This window comes from Rugamonas brunnea (genome assembly GCF_014042345.1).
GTDB classification, from domain to species: domain Bacteria; phylum Pseudomonadota; class Gammaproteobacteria; order Burkholderiales; family Burkholderiaceae_D; genus Rugamonas; species Rugamonas brunnea.
Genome location: NZ_JACEZT010000001.1, coordinates 460,137 through 477,857 on the forward strand (window position 1 = coordinate 460,137; position 17,721 = coordinate 477,857).

The following is a 17,721-nucleotide window of genomic DNA, read 5'->3' on the forward strand; positions in this document are numbered from 1 at the left end:
TTTCTTTCCAATAGAGTTCGTTTATTGTGCCGCCTGCCACACCTTGAGGGCATCGACGGTCTCAGCCACATCATGCACGCGCACGATCAGCGCACCCTGCGCTACCGCAGCGAGCGCGCCCGCCAAGCTGCCGGCCAGGCGCTGCTCGACCGGCTTGCCCGTCACGGCGCCTATCATGGACTTGCGCGACAGGCCGGCCAGCAAGGGCAAGCCGAGCTCTGCGATCAACTGGCCAGTGGCCTTGAGCAAGGCGTAATTATGCGCGACCGTCTTGCCAAAACCAAAACCCGGATCGATGCACAGCCGGCGCGGGTCGATGCCGGCCGCCGTCAGCGCGGCCACCCGCTCGCGCAGGAAGGCCGTCACCTCGGCCACCACGTCGCCGTAGGCCGGTTGCTGCTGCATGGTGTCGGGTGTGCTCTGCATGTGCATGATACACAGCGCACAGTCACTGTCGCGCACGGCTTCGATGGCGCCCGGCGCACGGAAGCCGTTGATGTCGTTGATCATGTCCACGCCGGCGATGATGGCTTCGCGCATCACTTGCGGCTTGTAGGTGTCGACCGAGATGGCCTTGCCGCAATCGCGCAGCGCATACAGCACCGGCATCACGCGCTGCAATTCCCGCTCCAGCGGCAGCGCCGGCGCGCCGGGACGGCTCGATTCGCCGCCCACGTCGATAATGTCCACGCCCTGCCCTATCATCTGCTCGGCGTGCGAGACAGCGAATTCGAGCGACTGGTAGTGGCCGCCATCGGAGAAGGAATCGGGGGTGACGTTGAGGATGCCCATCACGCGCGGGCGGTAGCCCTCGCCCGCGAGGGGGAAATTGTAACGGCCGAACTGAAGTTGTTGTCGCATTGAAACTGTTGTTGGTGAGCGCCGCAGCGCATAACGAAAAAGGGCGAGGATCGCTCCTCACCCTTTGCTGATGATCGGACTGAACGGATCAGGCCGGCGCGGTCACGCTGGGCGTCACGCCGGGGCCGCCATCGCTGGGATGCTTGCGGATCGTCACGCCGGCCTTCGGCGGACGCGGCTCCTGGCCGGCCATGATGTCGTTGATCTGGTCGGCGTCGATGGTTTCCCATTCCATCAGGGCCTTGGTCATCATCTCCACCTGCTCGCGGTGTTCCTCCAGCAGCTTGCGGGCCAGCGAATACTGGGTGTCGAGGATGCTGCGGATTTCCGCGTCCACCTTCTGCTGGGTGGCCTCGGAAATGGTCTTGGAGGCGCCGCCGAAAAAGCCATCGTTCTGGCTGTCCTCGTACACCATCACGCCCATGCTGTCGGACATGCCGAAGCGGGTGACCATGGAACGGGCCAGCTTGGTGGCGCGCGCGAAGTCGTTCGAGGCGCCGGTCGACATCTGGCCGACGAAGATTTCCTCGGCAATGCGGCCGCCGAACAGGATGGAGATTTCCTCCAGCATCTTGTCCTTGTAGCCGGACAGGTTGTCATGTTCAGGCAACTGCCAGGTCAGGCCCAGGGCCCAGCCGCGCGGCATGATGGTGACCTTGTGCACGGGATCGGCCTTGGGCAGCAGCTTGGCCACGACGGCGTGGCCGGACTCGTGGTAGGCCGTGTTGCGGCGTTCTTCCTCGCGGATGATCATGGACTTGCGTTCCGGGCCCATGAAGATCTTGTCCTTGGCGTCCTCGAAGTCGATCATGTCGACCAGGCGCTTGCTGCGGCGCGCGGCGAACAGGGCCGCCTCGTTGACCAGGTTGGCCAGGTCGGCGCCCGAGAAGCCGGGCGTGCCGCGGGCCAGGATGTCGGCCTTGACGTCGGTGCCGATCGGCACTTTGCGCATGTGCACGTTGAGGATCTGCTCGCGGCCGCGGATGTCGGGCAAGCCCACGGACACCTGGCGGTCGAAACGGCCCGGACGCAGCAGCGCCTTGTCGAGCACGTCGGCGCGGTTGGTGGCGGCCACCACGATCACGCCGGAGCTCGCTTCAAAGCCGTCCATTTCCACCAGCAGCTGGTTCAGCGTCTGCTCACGCTCGTCGTTGCCGCCGCCCATGCCGGCGCCACGGTGGCGGCCGACGGCGTCGATCTCGTCGATGAAGATGATGCACGGCGAATGCTTCTTGGCGTTCTCGAACATGTCGCGCACGCGCGACGCGCCCACGCCGACGAACATTTCCACGAAGTCGGAACCGGAGATCGAGAAGAACGGCACCTTGGCTTCGCCGGCGATGGCGCGCGCCAGCAGCGTCTTACCGGTGCCCGGCGGGCCCACCATCAGCACGCCACGGGGGATGCGGCCGCCCAGTTTCTGGAACTTGGTGGGGTCTTTCAGGAAGTCGACGATCTCGTTGACTTCCTCCTTGGCCTCGTCGCAGCCGGCCACGTCGGCGAAGGTGACGGTATTGTTGGTCTCATCCATCATGCGCGCTTTGGACTTGCCGAAGGAGAACGCCCCGCCCTTGCCTCCGCCCTGCATCTGCCGCATGAAGAAAATCCACACCCCGATCAGCAGGACCATGGGGAACCAGGACACGAACATCTGTTGCAGGAAACCAGGCTCCTCGGGCGGCTTCACGTCGAAGCGCACGCCGTTGTCGCGCAGGTCGCCGATCAGGCCCCGGTCCAGGAAGGTGGCGCTGGTGCGCACCTTGCTGTCGTCCACGCGGGTGGCGGTGATGGTGCCGCCCTCGATCAGCACTTCCTTGATGCGTTTCGCTTTCACTTCATCCAACAAGTCGGAATACGCGATGGCCTTGGCGCCGCCGGTCATGCCATGGTTGTCGAATTGCTTAAACAGCATGAATAAGAGCAGCGCAACGACTACCCAAATGGCCGATTTGGAAAACATGTTATTCACGAAAACTCCTTGGATGCGGGGCGCATCTTTTACCAATAGCAGAAACCCGATTTTACTCGCAATAAGCAGGCGGTGCCAGAAACCGTCCGGTGCGCGCGGCCTATAACACACCGCCGGCACAGGAAAGTTCCGGATTTTGACGATTTCCCACCCCGGCTGCGGGCAAAAACCGTTTCTATCGACGGTTAAGTGCGGCCCTGCCCTTAAATATCAAGGGGAAAATCATCCATTTCATCATCGATGGCCATACTGCCCGAGGCCGGGTTTTTCAAACCCTTGCCCAGTAGAAATATTTCCGATGATTTGTCGCGGCTGGCCTTGGGTTTTTTCTGGATCACGACCTTGAATTCAGCCCGGAATTTCTCCACGATCTGGCTGAAACCCATGTCCTTGAAACATTTCACCAGCAGGGCACCAGTCGGTTTCAGGTGCAATTGCGAGAATTCGATGGCCAGGTCGATCAGGTGTTCCATGCGGGCTGCGTCGGCCGTGGCGATGCCCGACAAGTTAGGCGCCATGTCCGACAGCACCAGGTCGGCCTTGCGGCCGGCCAGCACACCCTCCAGCGCGCGCAGCACGGGCCCGGTGCGGAAGTCGCCCTGGATGAAGTGGAAATCGGCGATCGGCTCCATGGGCAGCATGTCGAGCCCGATCAGGGTGCCGTTCACGCCGCCGCCCTCCTTGCCGGCCAGCTTGCGCCGCGTGTACTGGGCCCAGCTGCCGGGGGTGCAGCCGAGGTCGACGATGACCTGGCCCGGCTTGATCAGTTTTTCGTCTTCATCGATCTCCTTGAGCTTGAACGCCGCGCGGGCCCGATAGCCCTCCTTCTGCGCCAATTTCACGTAGGGATCGTTAATGTGGTCGTGCAACCAGTTCTTGTTTAATTTTTTCTTTGCCATTCGCGTAGAATACTGCTTTTGAGGAACCACTAAAAATTATTATGATTAAACTTACACCCGTTGAGCGCAGCGCCCTGCGCGCCGAAGCCCATGGCTTGAAGCCTGTCGTCATGATCGGCGAGGCGGGATTGACCCCGGCCGTCATGAAGGAAATCGAGCTGGGACTCGACTCCCACGGCCTGATCAAGGTCCGCGTGTTCGGTGACGACCGCGAAGCGCGCGTCGCCATGTACGACACGATCTGCGAACAACTGGGCGCCGCCCCCGTGCAACACATCGGCAAGCTGCTGGTGCTGTACCGCCCGAAAAAAGAGGTGGCAAAGGAACGCAGCAGCAAGGCCGGCAAGGGCTTGCGCGAAGTGACCATCGTCAAACCCAGCCCCAGCGGCACCAAGCGGCCGTCCGTGACCAAGGTCATGATCAAAGGGAATGAACGCGTGACCGAAGGCGGCTCCATCAAGCGCGCCAAACCGCGCCAGGCCTCGGCTAAGAAGAGCGCGCTGGGCAAATAAACCCGCGCCGCGCACCAGGGGGGGACGTGACACATTAGTCGTGTGTCGCGTCCCTTTTTTATTGTTTGACGACCAGCCAGGCCGCCAGCAGGCTCTGGAACAGATAGATGCTGCTCGATATGCCGTGCAGCATGCCGAAGCGGCCCTTGGCGGCCGATTCCATCACCCCGCCCGGCCCCGCCGCCGCCCGCAAGGCCGCCATTTCCGGCTGCAGGCCGAAGTGCGACACCAGCGTACACGCCAGCATCACCAGCGCCAGCACCACCGTCGTGCGGCGCGCGCCGGGCACGCCCGTCTTATCGAGCCACAACAGCAGCAACAGCAGCAGCGCACACGCGATCGACACCAGCGCCTGCACATGGAACAGGCTGGCCGCGATGGTGCCGGCCAGCACCCGGTCGCTCAGCGTGCCGAATAAAGTGGGCGCGGCCAGATAACCGACCGTCCACAGGCTGCCCGCCCAGGCGGTGGCCACCAGCAGGCGCGCGCGGGCCAGCATCAGACGTAGCGCACTTCCAGGATTTCGTATTCGCGCGGGCCGGACGGCGCCTGCACTTCCACCACGTCGCCGGCCGACTTGCCGATCAGCGCGCGGGCGATGGGCGAGGTGACGGACACCTTGCTCAGCTTCAGGTCCGCTTCATCGATGCCCACGATCTGGTAGGTCACCTTGGCGCCCGATTCCAGGTCTTCCAGGTCCACGGTCGAGGCGAACACGACGCGGCCTTCGGCGTCGAGCTGGGTCGGATCGATGATCTGGGCGGAGCTCAGCTTGCCTTCCAGTTCCGCGATGCGGCCTTCCACGAACGCCTGGCGCTCCTTGGCGGCATCGTATTCAGCGTTTTCCGACAGGTCGCCATGCGAACGTGCTTCGGCGATGGCGTCGATCACGATGCGGCGCTCCTTGGTCTTCAACTGGTGCAGCTCGTCTTTCAAAAGTTGCGCGCCGAACTTGGTGAGTGGGACTGAAGTCATGTTTTATCTGCTATTTACGTGTTATTACAACGGAAAACCACAGAGGCCGCGCCTTCCTGCGACGCGGGCTCTGTGGTTCAAGGGTGATGCAAAGAAGCTTAGTGTAAGGTTTTATGCAGACCTTGTAAATCGTACACGCGCAACTCATCCAGGTGACGGATGCCCTCGACGGCCGCTTCCGCGCCGGCGATGGTGGTGTAGGTCGTCACGCGCGAGGCCAGCGACGAGGTGCGGATGGCACGCGAGTCGGCGATGGCGGTACGCTTCTCCTCCACCGTGTTGATGACCAACACGATCTCGTGGTTCTTGATCATGTCGACCACGTGCGGACGGCCTTCCGTCTTCTTGTTGACCGGGGTGACCGGGATGCCGGCAGCCGCGATCACGGCGGCCGTGCCCTTGGTGGCCACCAGCGTGAAGCCCATCTCGACCAGGTCGCGTGCCACTTTCACGGCGCGCGGCTTGTCCGACGCCTTCACGCTCAGGAACACGCGGCCCGACTTGGGCAGCTTGACGCCCGCGCCGAGCTGCGACTTCACGAACGCTTCGCCGAAGGTCATGCCCACGCCCATCACTTCGCCGGTCGATTTCATCTCTGGGCCCAGGATGGTGTCCACGCCCGGGAACTTCACGAACGGGAACACGGCTTCCTTGACGCTGAAGTAAGGCGGCACCACTTCCTTGGTGATGCCCTGCGAGGCCAGCGACTGGCCCACCATGCAGCGCGCCGCGATCTTGGCCAGTTGCAGGCCGGTGGCCTTGGACACGTAAGGCACGGTGCGCGAGGCGCGCGGGTTCACTTCCAGCACGTAGACCACGTCCTGCAGCTGGCCGTCGATCTCCTGCTTCTGGATCGCGAACTGCACGTTCATCAGGCCGACCACGTTCAGGCCCTTGGCCATCAGCGAGGTCTGGCGCTTCAGTTCATCGATGGTTTCCTGCGCCAGCGAGTATGGTGGCAGCGAGCAGGCCGAGTCGCCCGAGTGCACGCCAGCCTGTTCGATGTGCTCCATCACGCCGCCGATGAAGGTGGTTTCACCGTCGGAGATGCAGTCCACGTCGCACTCGATGGCGTCGTTCAGGAAGCGGTCCAGCAGCACCGGCGAATCGTGCGAGACCTTGACGGCTTCGCGCATGTAGCGTTCCAGGTCGCGCTGCTCGTGCACGATTTCCATCGCGCGGCCGCCCAGCACGTACGAAGGACGCACCACCAGCGGGTAGCCGATTTCCTGCGCCAGGCGCAGTGCGTCTTCCTCGGTGCGCGCGGTGCGGTTAGGCGGCTGGCGCAGTTCCAGCTTGTGCAGCAGCTGCTGGAAGCGCTCGCGGTCTTCGGCCGCGTCGATCATGTCGGGCGAGGTGCCGATGATGGGCACGCCGTTCGCTTCCAGGTCCAGCGCCAGTTTCAGCGGGGTCTGGCCGCCGTACTGGACGATCACGCCCACCGGCTTTTCCAGTTCCACGATTTCCAGCACGTCTTCCAGCGTCAGCGATTCGAAGTACAGGCGGTCGGAGGTGTCGTAGTCGGTCGACACGGTCTCCGGGTTGCAGTTGACCATGATGGTCTCGTAGCCGTCTTCGCGCATGGCCAGCGCGGCGTGCACACAGCAGTAGTCGAATTCGATACCCTGGCCGATACGGTTAGGGCCACCGCCCAGCACCATGATCTTCTTCTTGTCGGTCGGGTTGGACTCGCATTCCTCGTCGTAGGTCGAGTACATGTAGGCCGTGTTGGTGGCGAATTCGGCGGCGCAGGTGTCGACCCGCTTGTAGACCGGACGGATGGCCAGTTCGTGGCGCTTGGCGCGCACGGCGGCCGGGGTGGTCTGCAGCAGGAAGGCCAGGCGGCGGTCCGAGAAGCCCTTCTGTTTCAGCTTGTACAGCGTGGGCTTGTCCAGCGCTTCCAGCTTCTGGGTGTCGAGCCACAGTTCCAGGTCCACGATTTCCTTGATCTGCACCAGGAACCACGGATCGATGCGGGTCAGCGTGTGCACTTCTTCCAGCGTGAAGCCCTGGGCGAAGGCGTCGCCCACGTACCAGATGCGCTCCGGACCTGGCTCGCCCAGTTCCTCTTCGATCTTCTCGCGGTCCTTGGTCTTCTCGTTCAGGCCATCGACGCCCACTTCCAGGCCGCGCAGGGCTTTCTGGAACGATTCCTGGAAGGTGCGGCCGATCGCCATCACTTCACCGACGGACTTCATCTGGGTGGTCAGGTGGTGGTCGGCGGTCGGGAACTTCTCGAACGTGAAGCGCGGGATCTTGGTGACGACGTAATCGATCGACGGTTCGAACGAGGCCGGGGTCGCGCCGCCGGTGATCTCGTTGCGCAGCTCGTCGAGCGTGAAGCCGACGGCCAGCTTGGCCGCCACTTTGGCGATCGGGAAGCCGGTGGCCTTGGAGGCCAGCGCCGACGAACGCGACACGCGCGGGTTCATCTCGATCACGATCATGCGGCCGTCGGCCGGGTTGATCGAGAACTGCACGTTGGAGCCGCCCGTGTCCACGCCGATCTCGCGCAGCACGGCCAGCGAGGCGTTGCGCATGATCTGGTATTCCTTGTCGGTCAGCGTCTGCGCCGGCGCCACGGTGATCGAGTCGCCGGTGTGCACGCCCATCGGGTCCAGGTTTTCGATCGAGCAGATGATGATGCAGTTGTCCGCCTTGTCGCGCACCACTTCCATCTCGTACTCTTTCCAGCCGATCAGCGATTCCTCGATCAGCAGTTCCGAGGTCGGCGACGCTTCCAGGCCGCGCTTGCAGATGGTCTCGAATTCTTCCTCGTTGTAGGCGATGCCGCCGCCGGTGCCGCCCATGGTGAACGACGGACGGATGATGACCGGGAAGCCCAGCTCGCGCTGCACGGCCCACGACTCTTCCATCGTGTGCGACACGCCCGACTTGGCCGAACCGAGGCCGATCTTGGTCATCGCTTCCTTGAACTTGGAACGGTCCTCGGCCTTGTCGATGGCTTCCGGCGTGGCGCCGATCAGCTCAACCTTGTATTTTTCCAGCACACCATTGCGGTGCAGGTCCAGCGCGCAGTTCAGCGCGGTCTGGCCGCCCATGGTCGGCAGGATCGCGTCCGGACGCTCCTTGGCGATGATGCGCTCGACCACCTGCCACGTGATCGGCTCGACGTAGGTCACGTCGGCCATCTCGGGGTCGGTCATGATGGTGGCCGGGTTGCTGTTGACCAGAATGACTTTGTAGCCTTCCTCGCGCAGGGCCTTGCAGGCCTGGGCGCCGGAATAATCGAACTCGCAGGCCTGGCCGATGATGATGGGGCCAGCGCCGATAATCAGAATACTTTTAATGTCAGAACGTTTAGGCATTTATTTTTTCTCCGTAGCTTCCATCATGCCGATGAAGCGGTCAAACAGGTAAGCGACGTCAGTCGGGCCGGGCGATGCTTCAGGGTGGCCCTGGAAGCAGAAAGCCGGCTTGTCGGTGCGGGCGAAGCCCTGCAGCGAGCCATCGAACAGCGAGCGGTGGGTCACGCGGCAGTTGGCCGGCAGCGTGTCGGCGTCGACCGCGAAGCCGTGGTTCTGCGAGGTGATCAGCACTTGCTTGGTGTCGAGGTCCTGCACCGGGTGGTTGGCGCCGTGGTGGCCGAACTTCATCTTCAGCGTCTTGGCGCCGGAGGCCAGGGCCATGATCTGGTGGCCGAGGCAGATGCCGAACACGGGGATGCCTTTTTCGATCAGTTCACGGGTGGCGGCGATCGCGTAGTCGCATGGCTCCGGGTCGCCGGGGCCGTTGGACAGGAACACGCCGTCCGGGTTCAGGGCCAGCGCGTCGGCGGCCGAGGACTGGGCCGGCAGCACCGTCACCTTGCAGCCGCGCGCGGCCAGCATGCGCAGGATGTTGCGCTTGACGCCGAAGTCGAACGCCACCACGTGGTATTTCGGGGCGGTCTGCTGGCCGTAGCCTGCGCCCAGCGCCCATTCCGTTTCGGTGAACTCGTAGGCGGCCGTGGTCGAGACCACCTTGGCCAGGTCCATGCCGGCCAGGCCGGGGAAGGAACGGGCCAGTTCCAGCGCCTGCGCCACGGATGGCTCGTTGCCTTGCGTGCCGACCAGGATGGCGCCGGCCTGGGCGCCCTTCTCGCGCAGGATGCGGGTCAGCTTGCGGGTGTCGATACCGGCGATGGCCACCACGTTCTCGGCCTTCAGGTAGTCCGACAGCGACTGGGTGGAACGGAAATTCGATGCCATCAGCGGCAGGTCGCGGATGATCAGGCCTGCGGCGTGGACTTTGGTCGACTCGACGTCTTCAGGATTGACGCCGGTGTTGCCGATGTGCGGATACGTCAGGGTGACGATCTGGCGGCAGTAGCTGGGATCGGTCAGGATTTCCTGATAACCGGTCATGGACGTATTGAATACCACCTCGCCGGTCGTGTGACCGGCGGCGCCGATGGAAAAACCTTTGAAGATGGTTCCGTCAGCGAGGGCGAGGATGGCTGGAACAGCGGGGCCAGAAAAAAATGGCGGCAAGGGCAACTCCTGATAAAGTTACCGTAGCTGCGCCACGTCAGACGACCGTCGAGTATCCCCGGCCGAGGCCCGGGTCGAGGTCAGATCGAAGATGGATGGGTGGTAGTCGCTACGGTAGATGTGAGATTGGCTAAACCTTTGAATTATAACCAAAAGCCTGCCGTTTGACAAGATGCTGGCCACAACGGCCGCCGCCCCGGCACGCTGGCCCGCGCCGCATTATCAACCCGGCAACTCCAATGAAAATCGGGACGGGACGCCATCAAAATGGCGCTCCGTCCCGATGCAGCAGGCCGCCACCGCGGCCTGGCAGGCAGCTTAGTTCAGCGCGGCGATGCCAGCCTTGGCGATCTGCGCGTCTTCCGCCGATTTGACACCCGACACGCCCACGGCGCCCACATAATGGCCATCGACGACGATGGGCACGCCGCCTTCGAGCAAGCCTTCCACTTCGGGCGCGCTCAGGAACGAGACGCGGCCGTTGTTGATCATTTCTTCATAAATCCGCGATTCGCGGCGGCCCAGCGCGGCCGTCTTGGCCTTGGCCGGGGCGATGTGGGCCGACAATGGCGCGGCGCCGTCCATGCGCTGCAGCCACAGCGGGTGGCCGCCATCGTCCACGATGGAGATCACGACGGCCCACTTGTTGGCCACGGCTTCCGCTTCGGCGGCGGCGGCGATTTTCTTGACGTCTGCGAGGGTCAGGAATGGTTTGGTTTGCATGTTGCTTTCCTAAAAAATGAACGGCGGTTGTACGCTGTTATAACCGGCGCTTGGCTTCAAGTTTTTGCTTGATTTGCGGCATCAACGCCGCCGCTGCCTGCTCTCCGGCGAGAATCGCCTGGTTACGGCTGTTGAAATCACTGCTGCCCATCTTGCCCAGCGCGGGCTGGATCACGATGTCGGCATCCTTCAGTTCGAACTGGTTGATGCGCTGGCCCATGATGCTGAAGGTCTGCATGATCACTTCGAGCGAGCTGACGGTGGCTTGCGCGTCAGCCTGGGTGGAAATATTGACGGCGATGACGAAATCGGCCCCCATCTCGCGCGCGAACCGCACGGGCACGGGCGCCACCAGGCCGCCGTCGACATAGGTGTGGCCGTTGATGGCGACCGGCTGGAACACGCCCGGCACGGATGACGAGGCGCGCACGGCCATGCCGGTATTACCACGCTGGAACAGGATGGGCTGGCCCGTCTTCAGGTCGGAGGCCACGGCGCCGAACGGAATCTTGAGTTTTTCCATCGGCTGGTTGTTGACCGCCTTGTTGACGTAGGCTTGCAGGGCTTCGCCCTTGAGCACGCCTGAACTCTTGCCGAACAGCGGCAAGGCCCAGTCGGAAATGGCGGCTTCGTCCATGTCGAAGGCCATCTTCTGCAACTGGAAGCCCGAGTTGCCGGCCGCGTACATGGCGCCGACCACGCTGCCGGCGCTGGTGCCGACCACGATGTCCGGATAAATGCCCTGCGCTTCGAGCGCCTTGATGACGCCGATGTGGGCGAAGCCGCGCGCCGCGCCGCCGCCCAGCGCCAGACCGATCTTGATCTTGCGCGGCGGCTGCGCGGCCTGGGGCGTGGCCGGCGCGGTGTCAACGTGGGGCGTGGTGCCGCAGCCGGCTAAGGCGAACGCGGCGAGCGCGAAAGTAAAAAGGCGTCTAGGGTGCATGGGGTGGTGGTCAGGGAAAAGTCGGCGCCGCAGATTGTATACTAAATGCCGGCCTTGCCCCTGAGAACAACCTTAAACCACCCTCCCCGTCCGGCGGCTCCTTACTGGGCCTCGGAGAACTCCGCGAACGCGGCCATCGCATTGGCCGAATACATCAGCGACGGGCCGCCGCCCATGTAGACGGCCATGGCCAGGGTTTCCTCCAGCTCGGCCTTGGTCACGCCCAGCTTGACCAGCGCCTGCACGTGGAAGCCGATGCAGGCGTCGCAGCGCACGGCCACGCCCAGCGCCAGCGCGATCAGTTCCTTGGCCTTCTTGTCCAGCGCGCCATCCTTGGTGGCGGCGCGGGCCATGTCGTTAAAGCCCTTCATCACCTCCGGCATGTCCGCGCGCAGCGTGGCCAGCTGGGTGGAAACGGCCTGGGTCAGTTCACGGAAACCAGTCAATGGGGTGCTCATAGCAATTCCTTTGCAGTTAAGAGACAAATCTAGTCGTTGAATCAATCTACGATTACACAATATATTATTTTATATAGTGTTGTCAACAGTTACGCACTTTGACAGCGCGACGGACTCAGTCTACGGGGGCGGAGGCCGGCCGCACCACGATCTGGATCAAGAAATGCAAAAACCGGGGTCAGGTCATACCATTAGGCAAGATGCATGCATCTTGCCTAATGGTATGACCTGACCCCGGTTTGCCGGAGGCGGACTTAGCCCAGCTGGAGTTCCGGTTGCTTGGGCACGATGGCCGTCTTGGGCAGGCAGACGATGAAGCTGCTGCCCTTGCCCGCTTCGGACTTGATCTGCAGCGTGCCGCCGTGGCGCAGCAGCACGTGCTTGACGATGGCCAGGCCCAGGCCCGTGCCCTGGGTCTCGCGCGAGCGGCTCTTGTCGACCCGGTAGAAACGCTCGGTCAGCCGCGAAATGTGCTCGGGGCTGATGCCGATGCCCGTGTCCTCGACCTTGAACTTGATGCCCGACGGCCCTTCCGCCCACGACAAATGGATCTTGCCGCCGGCCGGCGTGTAGCGCACGGCGTTCGAGGCCAGGTTGCCGAAGGCCGAGTGCAGCTCCTCCGTGCTGCCCATCACGTCCGGGCCCGAGACGTCCATCGTGATCTCGTGCTTGCCGGCCGACAGCGCGCGCGCGTCGCGCTGCACCTGCCCCATCAGCTTGACGATGTCGACCCGCTCGGGCCGCATCGGGTAGTCGACCGATTCCAGCCGCGACAAGGTCAGCATGTCCTCGATCAGATGCTGCATGCGGTGGCCCTGCTCCGTCATCAGCTTCAGGTGGGCGGCGCGGGTGGCGGGGTCCAGCCCTTCCGAGGCGGCGATTTCCAGGAAGCCCACGATCACCGTCAGCGGCGTGCGCAGTTCATGCGAGGCGTTGGCGATGAAGTCGCGCCGCATCTCCTCGATGCGCTCGGTTTCCGTGGCATCGTGGGTGACGAGGATCTGGCGCCGGTTCTCGAACGGGATGATGTGGACGATCAGCTTGCGCTCGCGGAAGCTCAGCGTCAGCGGCTGGTCGTAGCGGCCCAGGATGATGTAGTCCATGAAGTCGGGGCTGCGCACCAGGTTGGTCACGCGCATGCCCTTGTCGCGCTCGTGGGTCAGGCCCAGGTGCTGCTCGGCGGCCGGGTTGCACCATTCGAGGAACAGCACGTCGTCCATGATCACCACGCCGTCGGGCAGCAAGTGCATGGCCTGGCGGAAGCGGGCCAGCCATTCGGTCAGCTCGGCCTGGTTCTTCTCGTCGTCGCGGCGCAGCTTGTACAGGCGGGAAAAGATGTTGGTCCAGGCGCCCCAGCCATCGGGCAGCTTGGCGCTTTGCGGGTCGTCCAGCCAGTCGCTCAGCTGGTACAGATAACCGAGCTGGACGAATACGAGCACGGCCATGGCCAGCGTGGCCACGACCAGGGCCGAGGTGGCGCCAAACATGAACCACAACACGCCCACGCCCGCCAGGATCAGGCCCATGCGCAGCGCGGCGGGCACCCAGAACAGCAGTTTTGGATTCATGATTTATTTTTCGGACAGCATGTAGCCGACGCTGCGCACCGTGCGGATCAGGTGTTCGGCTTCCTTCAGCGCCTTGCGCAGGCGCAGCACGTGCACGTCCACCGTGCGCTCCTCGATCACCACGTGGTCGCCCCACACCTTGTCGAGCAGCTGGCTGCGCGAGAACACGCGCTCGGGGTGGGCCAGCAGGAACTTGAGCAGCTTGTATTCGGCGTGGCCGATGTCGATCTTCTGCTGGTCCAGCATCACGGTGCAGCTGACCGGGTCCAGCATCACGTTGCCGGCTCGCATGGTGGCCTGGGCGTGCTCGGGGCTCTTGCGCCGCAGCAGGGCCTTGGCGCGCGCCAGCAGTTCGCGCGGCGAGAACGGCTTGGTGATGTAGTCGTCGGCGCCGCTGTTGAGGCCGGCCAGCTTGTCCTCTTCCATGCTCTTGGCCGTCAGCATGATGACGGGGATTTCATTGAACTGGCGGTCGGCGCGGATGCGCGCCAGCAGCCGCAGGCCGGTCTGGTCGGGCAGCATCCAGTCCAGCAGGATCAGCTGCGGCGTGCGGTGCTGGATGAAGTCCCACGCTTCGCCCACGGTGGGCACGGCGCAGCAGTTCCAGCCCGCCTCGCGCAGCGAGAACGTCACCAGCTCGACGATGGCCGGCTCATCTTCAACAATCAATATCGTGGTTTTATCGGTTGCCATGGTGGGTCGTGCGAACGGTTACTCGGCGCTGTCGTCGGCCAGCGGCGCGGTCTTGGTGTGGCGGATGTCGCGCCCTTCGACCACGTAGATCACGTATTCGGCGATGTTCTTGGCGTGGTCGCCGATGCGCTCGATGGCCTTGGCCACCCACAGCGTGTCGAGCGCGGCCGAGATGGTGCGCGGGTCTTCCATCATGAAGGTGATCAGGTTGCGCATGATGGAGCGGAATTCGTGGTCGATCACGGCGTCCTGGGCGATCAGCTGCAGCGCTTGCTTGCCATCGTTGCGGGCGAAGGCGTCGAGCGCGTCGTGCAGCATGTCGCTGGTGTTGTTGGCGATGCCGCGCACCATCTCGTAATGGTTGACGGTGACGGCGCCGCGCGCGTGCAGCGCCTTGGCCGTGCGCGCGATCTTGGTGGCCTCGTCGCCGATGCGCTCGAGGTCGGTGATCACCTTGATGGTGGCCATGATGGTGCGCAGGTCGTTGGCGGCCGGCTGGCGGCGCACGATCAGGTGGCTGCAGGCGTCGTCCAGCGACACTTCGAGCTGGTTGACGGTGTCGTCCTCGCGGATCACGCGGTCGGCGCGCTCGGGGTTGCCGATGCGGAAGCAGGTCATGGCGTCGAGGAACTGGGTCTCGACGATGCCGCCCATCAGCAACACCTTGGAGCGGATCGCTTCGAGTTCTTGGTCGTACTGCTTGGATGAATGCTCGCCTAACATGCTGGTCTCTCTTCGTAACGTGTTGTTGATATTGTAGGGTTAGCCGAAGCGGCCGGTGATGTAATCCTGGGTTTCCTTGCGGGCCGGGTTCATGAAGATCTGGTCCGTCTCGCCGAATTCGACCAATTCGCCCAGGTACATATAGGCCGTGTAGTCGGAGCAGCGCGCCGCCTGCTGCATGTTGTGGGTGACGATGGCGATGGTGTAATCCTGCTTGAGCTCCGAGATCAGCTCCTCCACCTTGGAGGTCGAGATCGGGTCCAGCGCGGAGGTCGGCTCGTCGAGCAACAGCACGTCCGGACGCACGGCCACGCCGCGCGCGATGCACAGGCGCTGCTGCTGGCCGCCCGACAGCGACAGGCCGCTCTTGTTCAGCTTGTCCTTCACCTCGGTCCACAGGGCCGCCTTCTTCAGCGCCCACTCCACGCGCTCGTCCATCTCGCCCTTGGACAAGTCCTCGTACAGGCGCACGCCGAAGGCGATGTTATCGTACACCGACATCGGGAACGGGGTCGGCTTCTGGAACACCATGCCCACCTTGGCGCGCAGCATGTTGACGTCCTGGCCAGGTTCCAGGATGTTCTTGCCGCGGTACATGATGGAACCCTCGGCGCGCTGGCCGGGGTACAGGTCGTACATGCGGTTGAGCGTGCGCAGCAGGGTCGACTTGCCGCAGCCGGATGGGCCGATGAAGGCCGTCACCTGCTTCTCGTGGATGTCGAGGTTGACGTTGGTCAGGCTCTGCGTCTTGCCGTAGAAGAAATTGAGGCCGGAAATCTCGATGGTCTTGCGCTTGGGCGTCATGGCGGCAGCGGCTTCCTGGGTCAGTTGCGTATTCATGGGTATTCTCGTCGATTCTGTGCGTCGTTCAATTCGGAGTGCGCTGGTGGAACACCGTGCGCGACAGGATATTCAGTGCCAGCACGCTGAAGGTCACCAGCAGCGCGCCGCCCCAGGCCAGGCTGCGCCAGTTGTCGTACGGGCTCATGGCGAACTGGTAGATCACCACCGGCAGGTTGGCCAGCGGCCGGTTCATGTCGGCGCTGAAGAACTGGTTGTTCAGGGCCGTGAACAGCAGCGGCGCCGTTTCGCCCGAGATGCGGGCCAGCGCCAGCAGCACGCCCGTCACCACGCCGGCCTTGACGGCGCGCAGGCGCACCAGCAGCGCCACCTTCCAGCGCGGCGCGCCGAGCGCGAAGGCCGCTTCGAGCAGGCTGTTGGGCACCAGGCGCAGCATATTGTCGGTGGTGCGCACCACCACCGGCACGGCGATCAGGGCCAGCGCGATGGTGCCGGCGTAACCGGAGAAGTGCTTCACGTTGGCCACGTACATGGCATACACGAACAGGCCGATCACGATGGACGGGGCCGACAGCATGATATCGGTCACGAAGCGGGTCAGGTGCGCCACCTTGTTCTCGTCGCCGTACTCGGCCAGGTAGATGCCGGCCAGGATGCCGATCGGGGTGCTGATCAGGGTGGACAGGCCCACCAGCATCAGGCTGCCGACGATGGCGTTGAGCAGGCCGCCCCCTTCGCTGCCGGGCGCCGGCGTGGTCTGCGTGAACATGGCCATGCTCAGCGCGCCGAAGCCCTTGAACAGCAGCGTGGCCAGGATCCACACCAGGAACGCCAGGCCCAGCGACATGGCGGCCACCGACAGCGCGATGCCGACCCGGTGCACGAACAGGCGCTTGCGGTAGACGGGATTGATTACTTGATTCATTATTTCACGCCTTCCTTGCGAGACATTCCGGCCAGCATGAGCTTGGCGGCCGACAGGACGATAAAGGTGATGGCAAACAGGATCAGGGCCAGCGCGTACAGCGACGACACATGCAGCGTCGATTCCGCTTCCGCGAATTCGTTGGCCAGCGTGGAGGCGATGCTGTTACCGGCCGAGAACAACGACAGCGACAATTCGTTGGCGTTGCCGATCACGAAGGTGACAGCCATGGTCTCGCCCAGCGCGCGGCCCAGGCCCAGCATGACGCCGCCCACCACGCCGGTCTTGGTGTAAGGCAGCACGATCTTGCGCACCACTTCCCACTTGGTGCAGCCGAGGCCATAGGCCGATTCCTTGAGCACGGCCGGCACGATCTCGAACACATCGCGCATCACGGACGAGATGAAGGGAATGATCATCACGGCCAGGATCAGGCCGGCCGTCAGGATGCCGATGCCCATGGTCGGGCCGCTGAAGAACTGCCCGATCAGCGGCAGGTGGCCGATGGTGTTTTTCAGCAGCGGCTGCACGGTGTCGGCGAACAGCGGCGCGAACACGAACAGGCCCCACATGCCGTAGATGATGGAGGGCACGCCGGCCAGCAGCTCCACGGCCGTGCCCAGCGGGCGGCGCAGCCAGACCGGGCAGATCTCGGTCAGGAACAGCGCGATGCCGAAGCTGACCGGGAACGCGATCAGCAGCGCGATGCCGGAGGTGGCCAGGGTGCCGACGATGGCGATCAGGGCGCCGAACTTGTCGTTGACGGGGTCCCACTCGACGGTGGTGATGAAGCCGGGGCCGAATTCCTTGAGCGCGGGCCAGGCGCCGATGATCAGCGAGATGATGATGCCGACCAGCACCGCCAGCACGGACAGCGCGAACGTCATCGTTATCTTATGGAAAATGAAATCCTGGATGCGCTGCTTGCGCATGGTCGCGTGCATGGCGGCCAGGCTGGCGGCCTGCTCCGCCTCGGCGGCGGCCTGCGCGCGCGCCGTGCCTGCGGCCGCTTGGGCGGGCGTGGCGGGCGGATTGGCCGGGGCGGAATGGTCGGTGACGCTCATGGGGGGCTCCGGCTGGATGACGGGCGGGGAAGTAAGTTCAGCGCTCATATGGGTTTTTTTATCTCTGGGATGACAGCTAGCCTGCGCCGCCCGGAGCGAGCGATGCAGGCTAAC

Annotated in this window: 17 protein-coding genes; 1 reads left to right on the forward strand and 16 read right to left on the reverse strand. The window is 63.7% G+C overall.

The features are described 5' to 3' along the window. Positions 1-21: 21 nt before the first annotated feature. From folP to H3H37_RS02090, 3 genes are all read right to left on the reverse strand, one after another. On the reverse strand, positions 22-861 hold the full coding sequence (gene folP / locus H3H37_RS02080) for a dihydropteroate synthase (RefSeq protein WP_182159609.1): 840 nt from the start codon (positions 859-861) through the stop codon (positions 22-24). An 88-nt stretch (positions 862-949) separates the two neighbouring features. Continuing rightward, the gene (gene ftsH, locus H3H37_RS02085; protein ID WP_182159612.1) at positions 950-2,830 is read right to left on the reverse strand and encodes an ATP-dependent zinc metalloprotease FtsH; all 1,881 of its coding nucleotides are present in this window, start codon (positions 2,828-2,830) and stop codon (positions 950-952) included. A 203-nt stretch (positions 2,831-3,033) separates the two neighbouring features. Next, entirely contained in the window at positions 3,034-3,729 is a 696-nt protein-coding gene (locus H3H37_RS02090; RefSeq protein WP_182159615.1) for an RlmE family RNA methyltransferase, read from the reverse strand. Between the two features lie 41 nt (positions 3,730-3,770). On the opposite strand from H3H37_RS02090, the gene H3H37_RS02095 reads away from it, so the two are divergent. Next, on the forward strand, positions 3,771-4,241 hold the full coding sequence (locus H3H37_RS02095; protein WP_182159618.1) for a YhbY family RNA-binding protein: 471 nt from the start codon (positions 3,771-3,773) through the stop codon (positions 4,239-4,241). Between the two features lie 58 nt (positions 4,242-4,299). On the opposite strand, the gene H3H37_RS02100 is transcribed toward H3H37_RS02095, so the two are convergent. The 13 genes from H3H37_RS02100 to pstC all read right to left on the reverse strand — a co-directional run bounded on the left by H3H37_RS02100 (position 4,300) and on the right by pstC (position 17,487). Continuing rightward, on the reverse strand, positions 4,300-4,743 hold the full coding sequence (locus H3H37_RS02100; protein WP_182160290.1) for a DUF4149 domain-containing protein: 444 nt from the start codon (positions 4,741-4,743) through the stop codon (positions 4,300-4,302). Next, positions 4,740-5,216: a transcription elongation factor GreA gene (gene greA, locus H3H37_RS02105; protein ID WP_182159621.1), complete on the reverse strand. Its 477-nt coding sequence runs from the start codon at positions 5,214-5,216 to the stop codon at positions 4,740-4,742. The genes H3H37_RS02100 and greA overlap by 4 nt, the downstream gene beginning before the upstream one ends. A 98-nt stretch (positions 5,217-5,314) precedes the next feature. Next, positions 5,315-8,545: a carbamoyl-phosphate synthase large subunit gene (gene carB, locus H3H37_RS02110; protein ID WP_182159624.1), complete on the reverse strand. Its 3,231-nt coding sequence runs from the start codon at positions 8,543-8,545 to the stop codon at positions 5,315-5,317. After that, complete coding sequence (carA, locus tag H3H37_RS02115; protein WP_182159628.1) at positions 8,546-9,709, reverse strand: glutamine-hydrolyzing carbamoyl-phosphate synthase small subunit; 1,164 nt, start codon at positions 9,707-9,709, stop codon at positions 8,546-8,548. It lies immediately after the preceding gene. Between the two features lie 318 nt (positions 9,710-10,027). Further along, a complete protein-coding gene (locus H3H37_RS02120) occupies positions 10,028-10,432 on the reverse strand; it encodes a GlcG/HbpS family heme-binding protein (RefSeq protein ID WP_182159631.1) in 405 nt (134 codons plus the stop codon). A gap of 37 nt (positions 10,433-10,469) precedes the next feature. Then, on the reverse strand, positions 10,470-11,375 hold the full coding sequence (locus tag H3H37_RS02125; protein ID WP_182159633.1) for a patatin-like phospholipase family protein: 906 nt from the start codon (positions 11,373-11,375) through the stop codon (positions 10,470-10,472). A 101-nt stretch (positions 11,376-11,476) separates the two neighbouring features. Beyond that, positions 11,477-11,833: a carboxymuconolactone decarboxylase family protein gene (locus tag H3H37_RS02130; protein ID WP_182159636.1), complete on the reverse strand. Its 357-nt coding sequence runs from the start codon at positions 11,831-11,833 to the stop codon at positions 11,477-11,479. A gap of 254 nt (positions 11,834-12,087) precedes the next feature. Continuing rightward, a complete protein-coding gene (gene phoR, locus H3H37_RS02135; RefSeq protein WP_182159639.1) occupies positions 12,088-13,401 on the reverse strand; it encodes a phosphate regulon sensor histidine kinase PhoR in 1,314 nt (437 codons plus the stop codon). A 3-nt stretch (positions 13,402-13,404) separates the two neighbouring features. Then, positions 13,405-14,094 (reverse strand): response regulator, encoded by a 690-nt coding sequence (locus H3H37_RS02140; protein ID WP_182159641.1) that lies wholly within the window; start codon positions 14,092-14,094, stop codon positions 13,405-13,407. An 18-nt stretch (positions 14,095-14,112) separates the two neighbouring features. Next, complete coding sequence (phoU, locus tag H3H37_RS02145; RefSeq protein WP_182159644.1) at positions 14,113-14,817, reverse strand: phosphate signaling complex protein PhoU; 705 nt, start codon at positions 14,815-14,817, stop codon at positions 14,113-14,115. Between the two features lie 39 nt (positions 14,818-14,856). After that, entirely contained in the window at positions 14,857-15,657 is an 801-nt protein-coding gene (gene pstB, locus H3H37_RS02150; RefSeq protein ID WP_182159647.1) for a phosphate ABC transporter ATP-binding protein PstB, read from the reverse strand. Positions 15,658-15,685: 28 nt separating this feature from the next. Continuing rightward, positions 15,686-16,543 (reverse strand): phosphate ABC transporter permease PstA, encoded by an 858-nt coding sequence (gene pstA / locus H3H37_RS02155; RefSeq protein WP_182159649.1) that lies wholly within the window; start codon positions 16,541-16,543, stop codon positions 15,686-15,688. Further along, positions 16,543-17,487, reverse strand: a complete 945-nt coding sequence (gene pstC, locus H3H37_RS02160) for a phosphate ABC transporter permease subunit PstC (protein ID WP_229218632.1) — start codon at positions 17,485-17,487, stop codon at positions 16,543-16,545. The genes pstA and pstC overlap by 1 nt, the downstream gene beginning before the upstream one ends. Between the last annotated feature and the right edge of the window lie 234 nt (positions 17,488-17,721).

Coding starts and splice junctions, on each gene's coding strand:
- H3H37_RS02120 (WP_182159631.1), bottom strand. CDS start 10,432: ATGCAAACCAAACCATTCCTGACCCTCGCAGACGTCAAGAAAATCGCC.
- H3H37_RS02130 (WP_182159636.1), bottom strand. CDS start 11,833: ATGAGCACCCCATTGACTGGTTTCCGTGAACTGACCCAGGCCGTTTCC.
- H3H37_RS02140 (WP_182159641.1), bottom strand. CDS start 14,094: ATGGCAACCGATAAAACCACGATATTGATTGTTGAAGATGAGCCGGCC.
- pstC (WP_229218632.1), bottom strand. CDS start 17,487: ATGCACGCGACCATGCGCAAGCAGCGCATCCAGGATTTCATTTTCCAT.
- phoU (WP_182159644.1), bottom strand. CDS start 14,817: ATGTTAGGCGAGCATTCATCCAAGCAGTACGACCAAGAACTCGAAGCG.
- H3H37_RS02090 (WP_182159615.1), bottom strand. CDS start 3,729: ATGGCAAAGAAAAAATTAAACAAGAACTGGTTGCACGACCACATTAAC.
- pstB (WP_182159647.1), bottom strand. CDS start 15,657: ATGAATACGCAACTGACCCAGGAAGCCGCTGCCGCCATGACGCCCAAG.
- H3H37_RS02125 (WP_182159633.1), bottom strand. CDS start 11,375: ATGCACCCTAGACGCCTTTTTACTTTCGCGCTCGCCGCGTTCGCCTTA.
- carB (WP_182159624.1), bottom strand. CDS start 8,545: ATGCCTAAACGTTCTGACATTAAAAGTATTCTGATTATCGGCGCTGGC.
- greA (WP_182159621.1), bottom strand. CDS start 5,216: ATGACTTCAGTCCCACTCACCAAGTTCGGCGCGCAACTTTTGAAAGAC.
- folP (WP_182159609.1), bottom strand. CDS start 861: ATGCGACAACAACTTCAGTTCGGCCGTTACAATTTCCCCCTCGCGGGC.
- phoR (WP_182159639.1), bottom strand. CDS start 13,401: ATGAATCCAAAACTGCTGTTCTGGGTGCCCGCCGCGCTGCGCATGGGC.
- pstA (WP_182159649.1), bottom strand. CDS start 16,543: ATGAATCAAGTAATCAATCCCGTCTACCGCAAGCGCCTGTTCGTGCAC.
- H3H37_RS02095 (WP_182159618.1), top strand. CDS start 3,771: ATGATTAAACTTACACCCGTTGAGCGCAGCGCCCTGCGCGCCGAAGCC.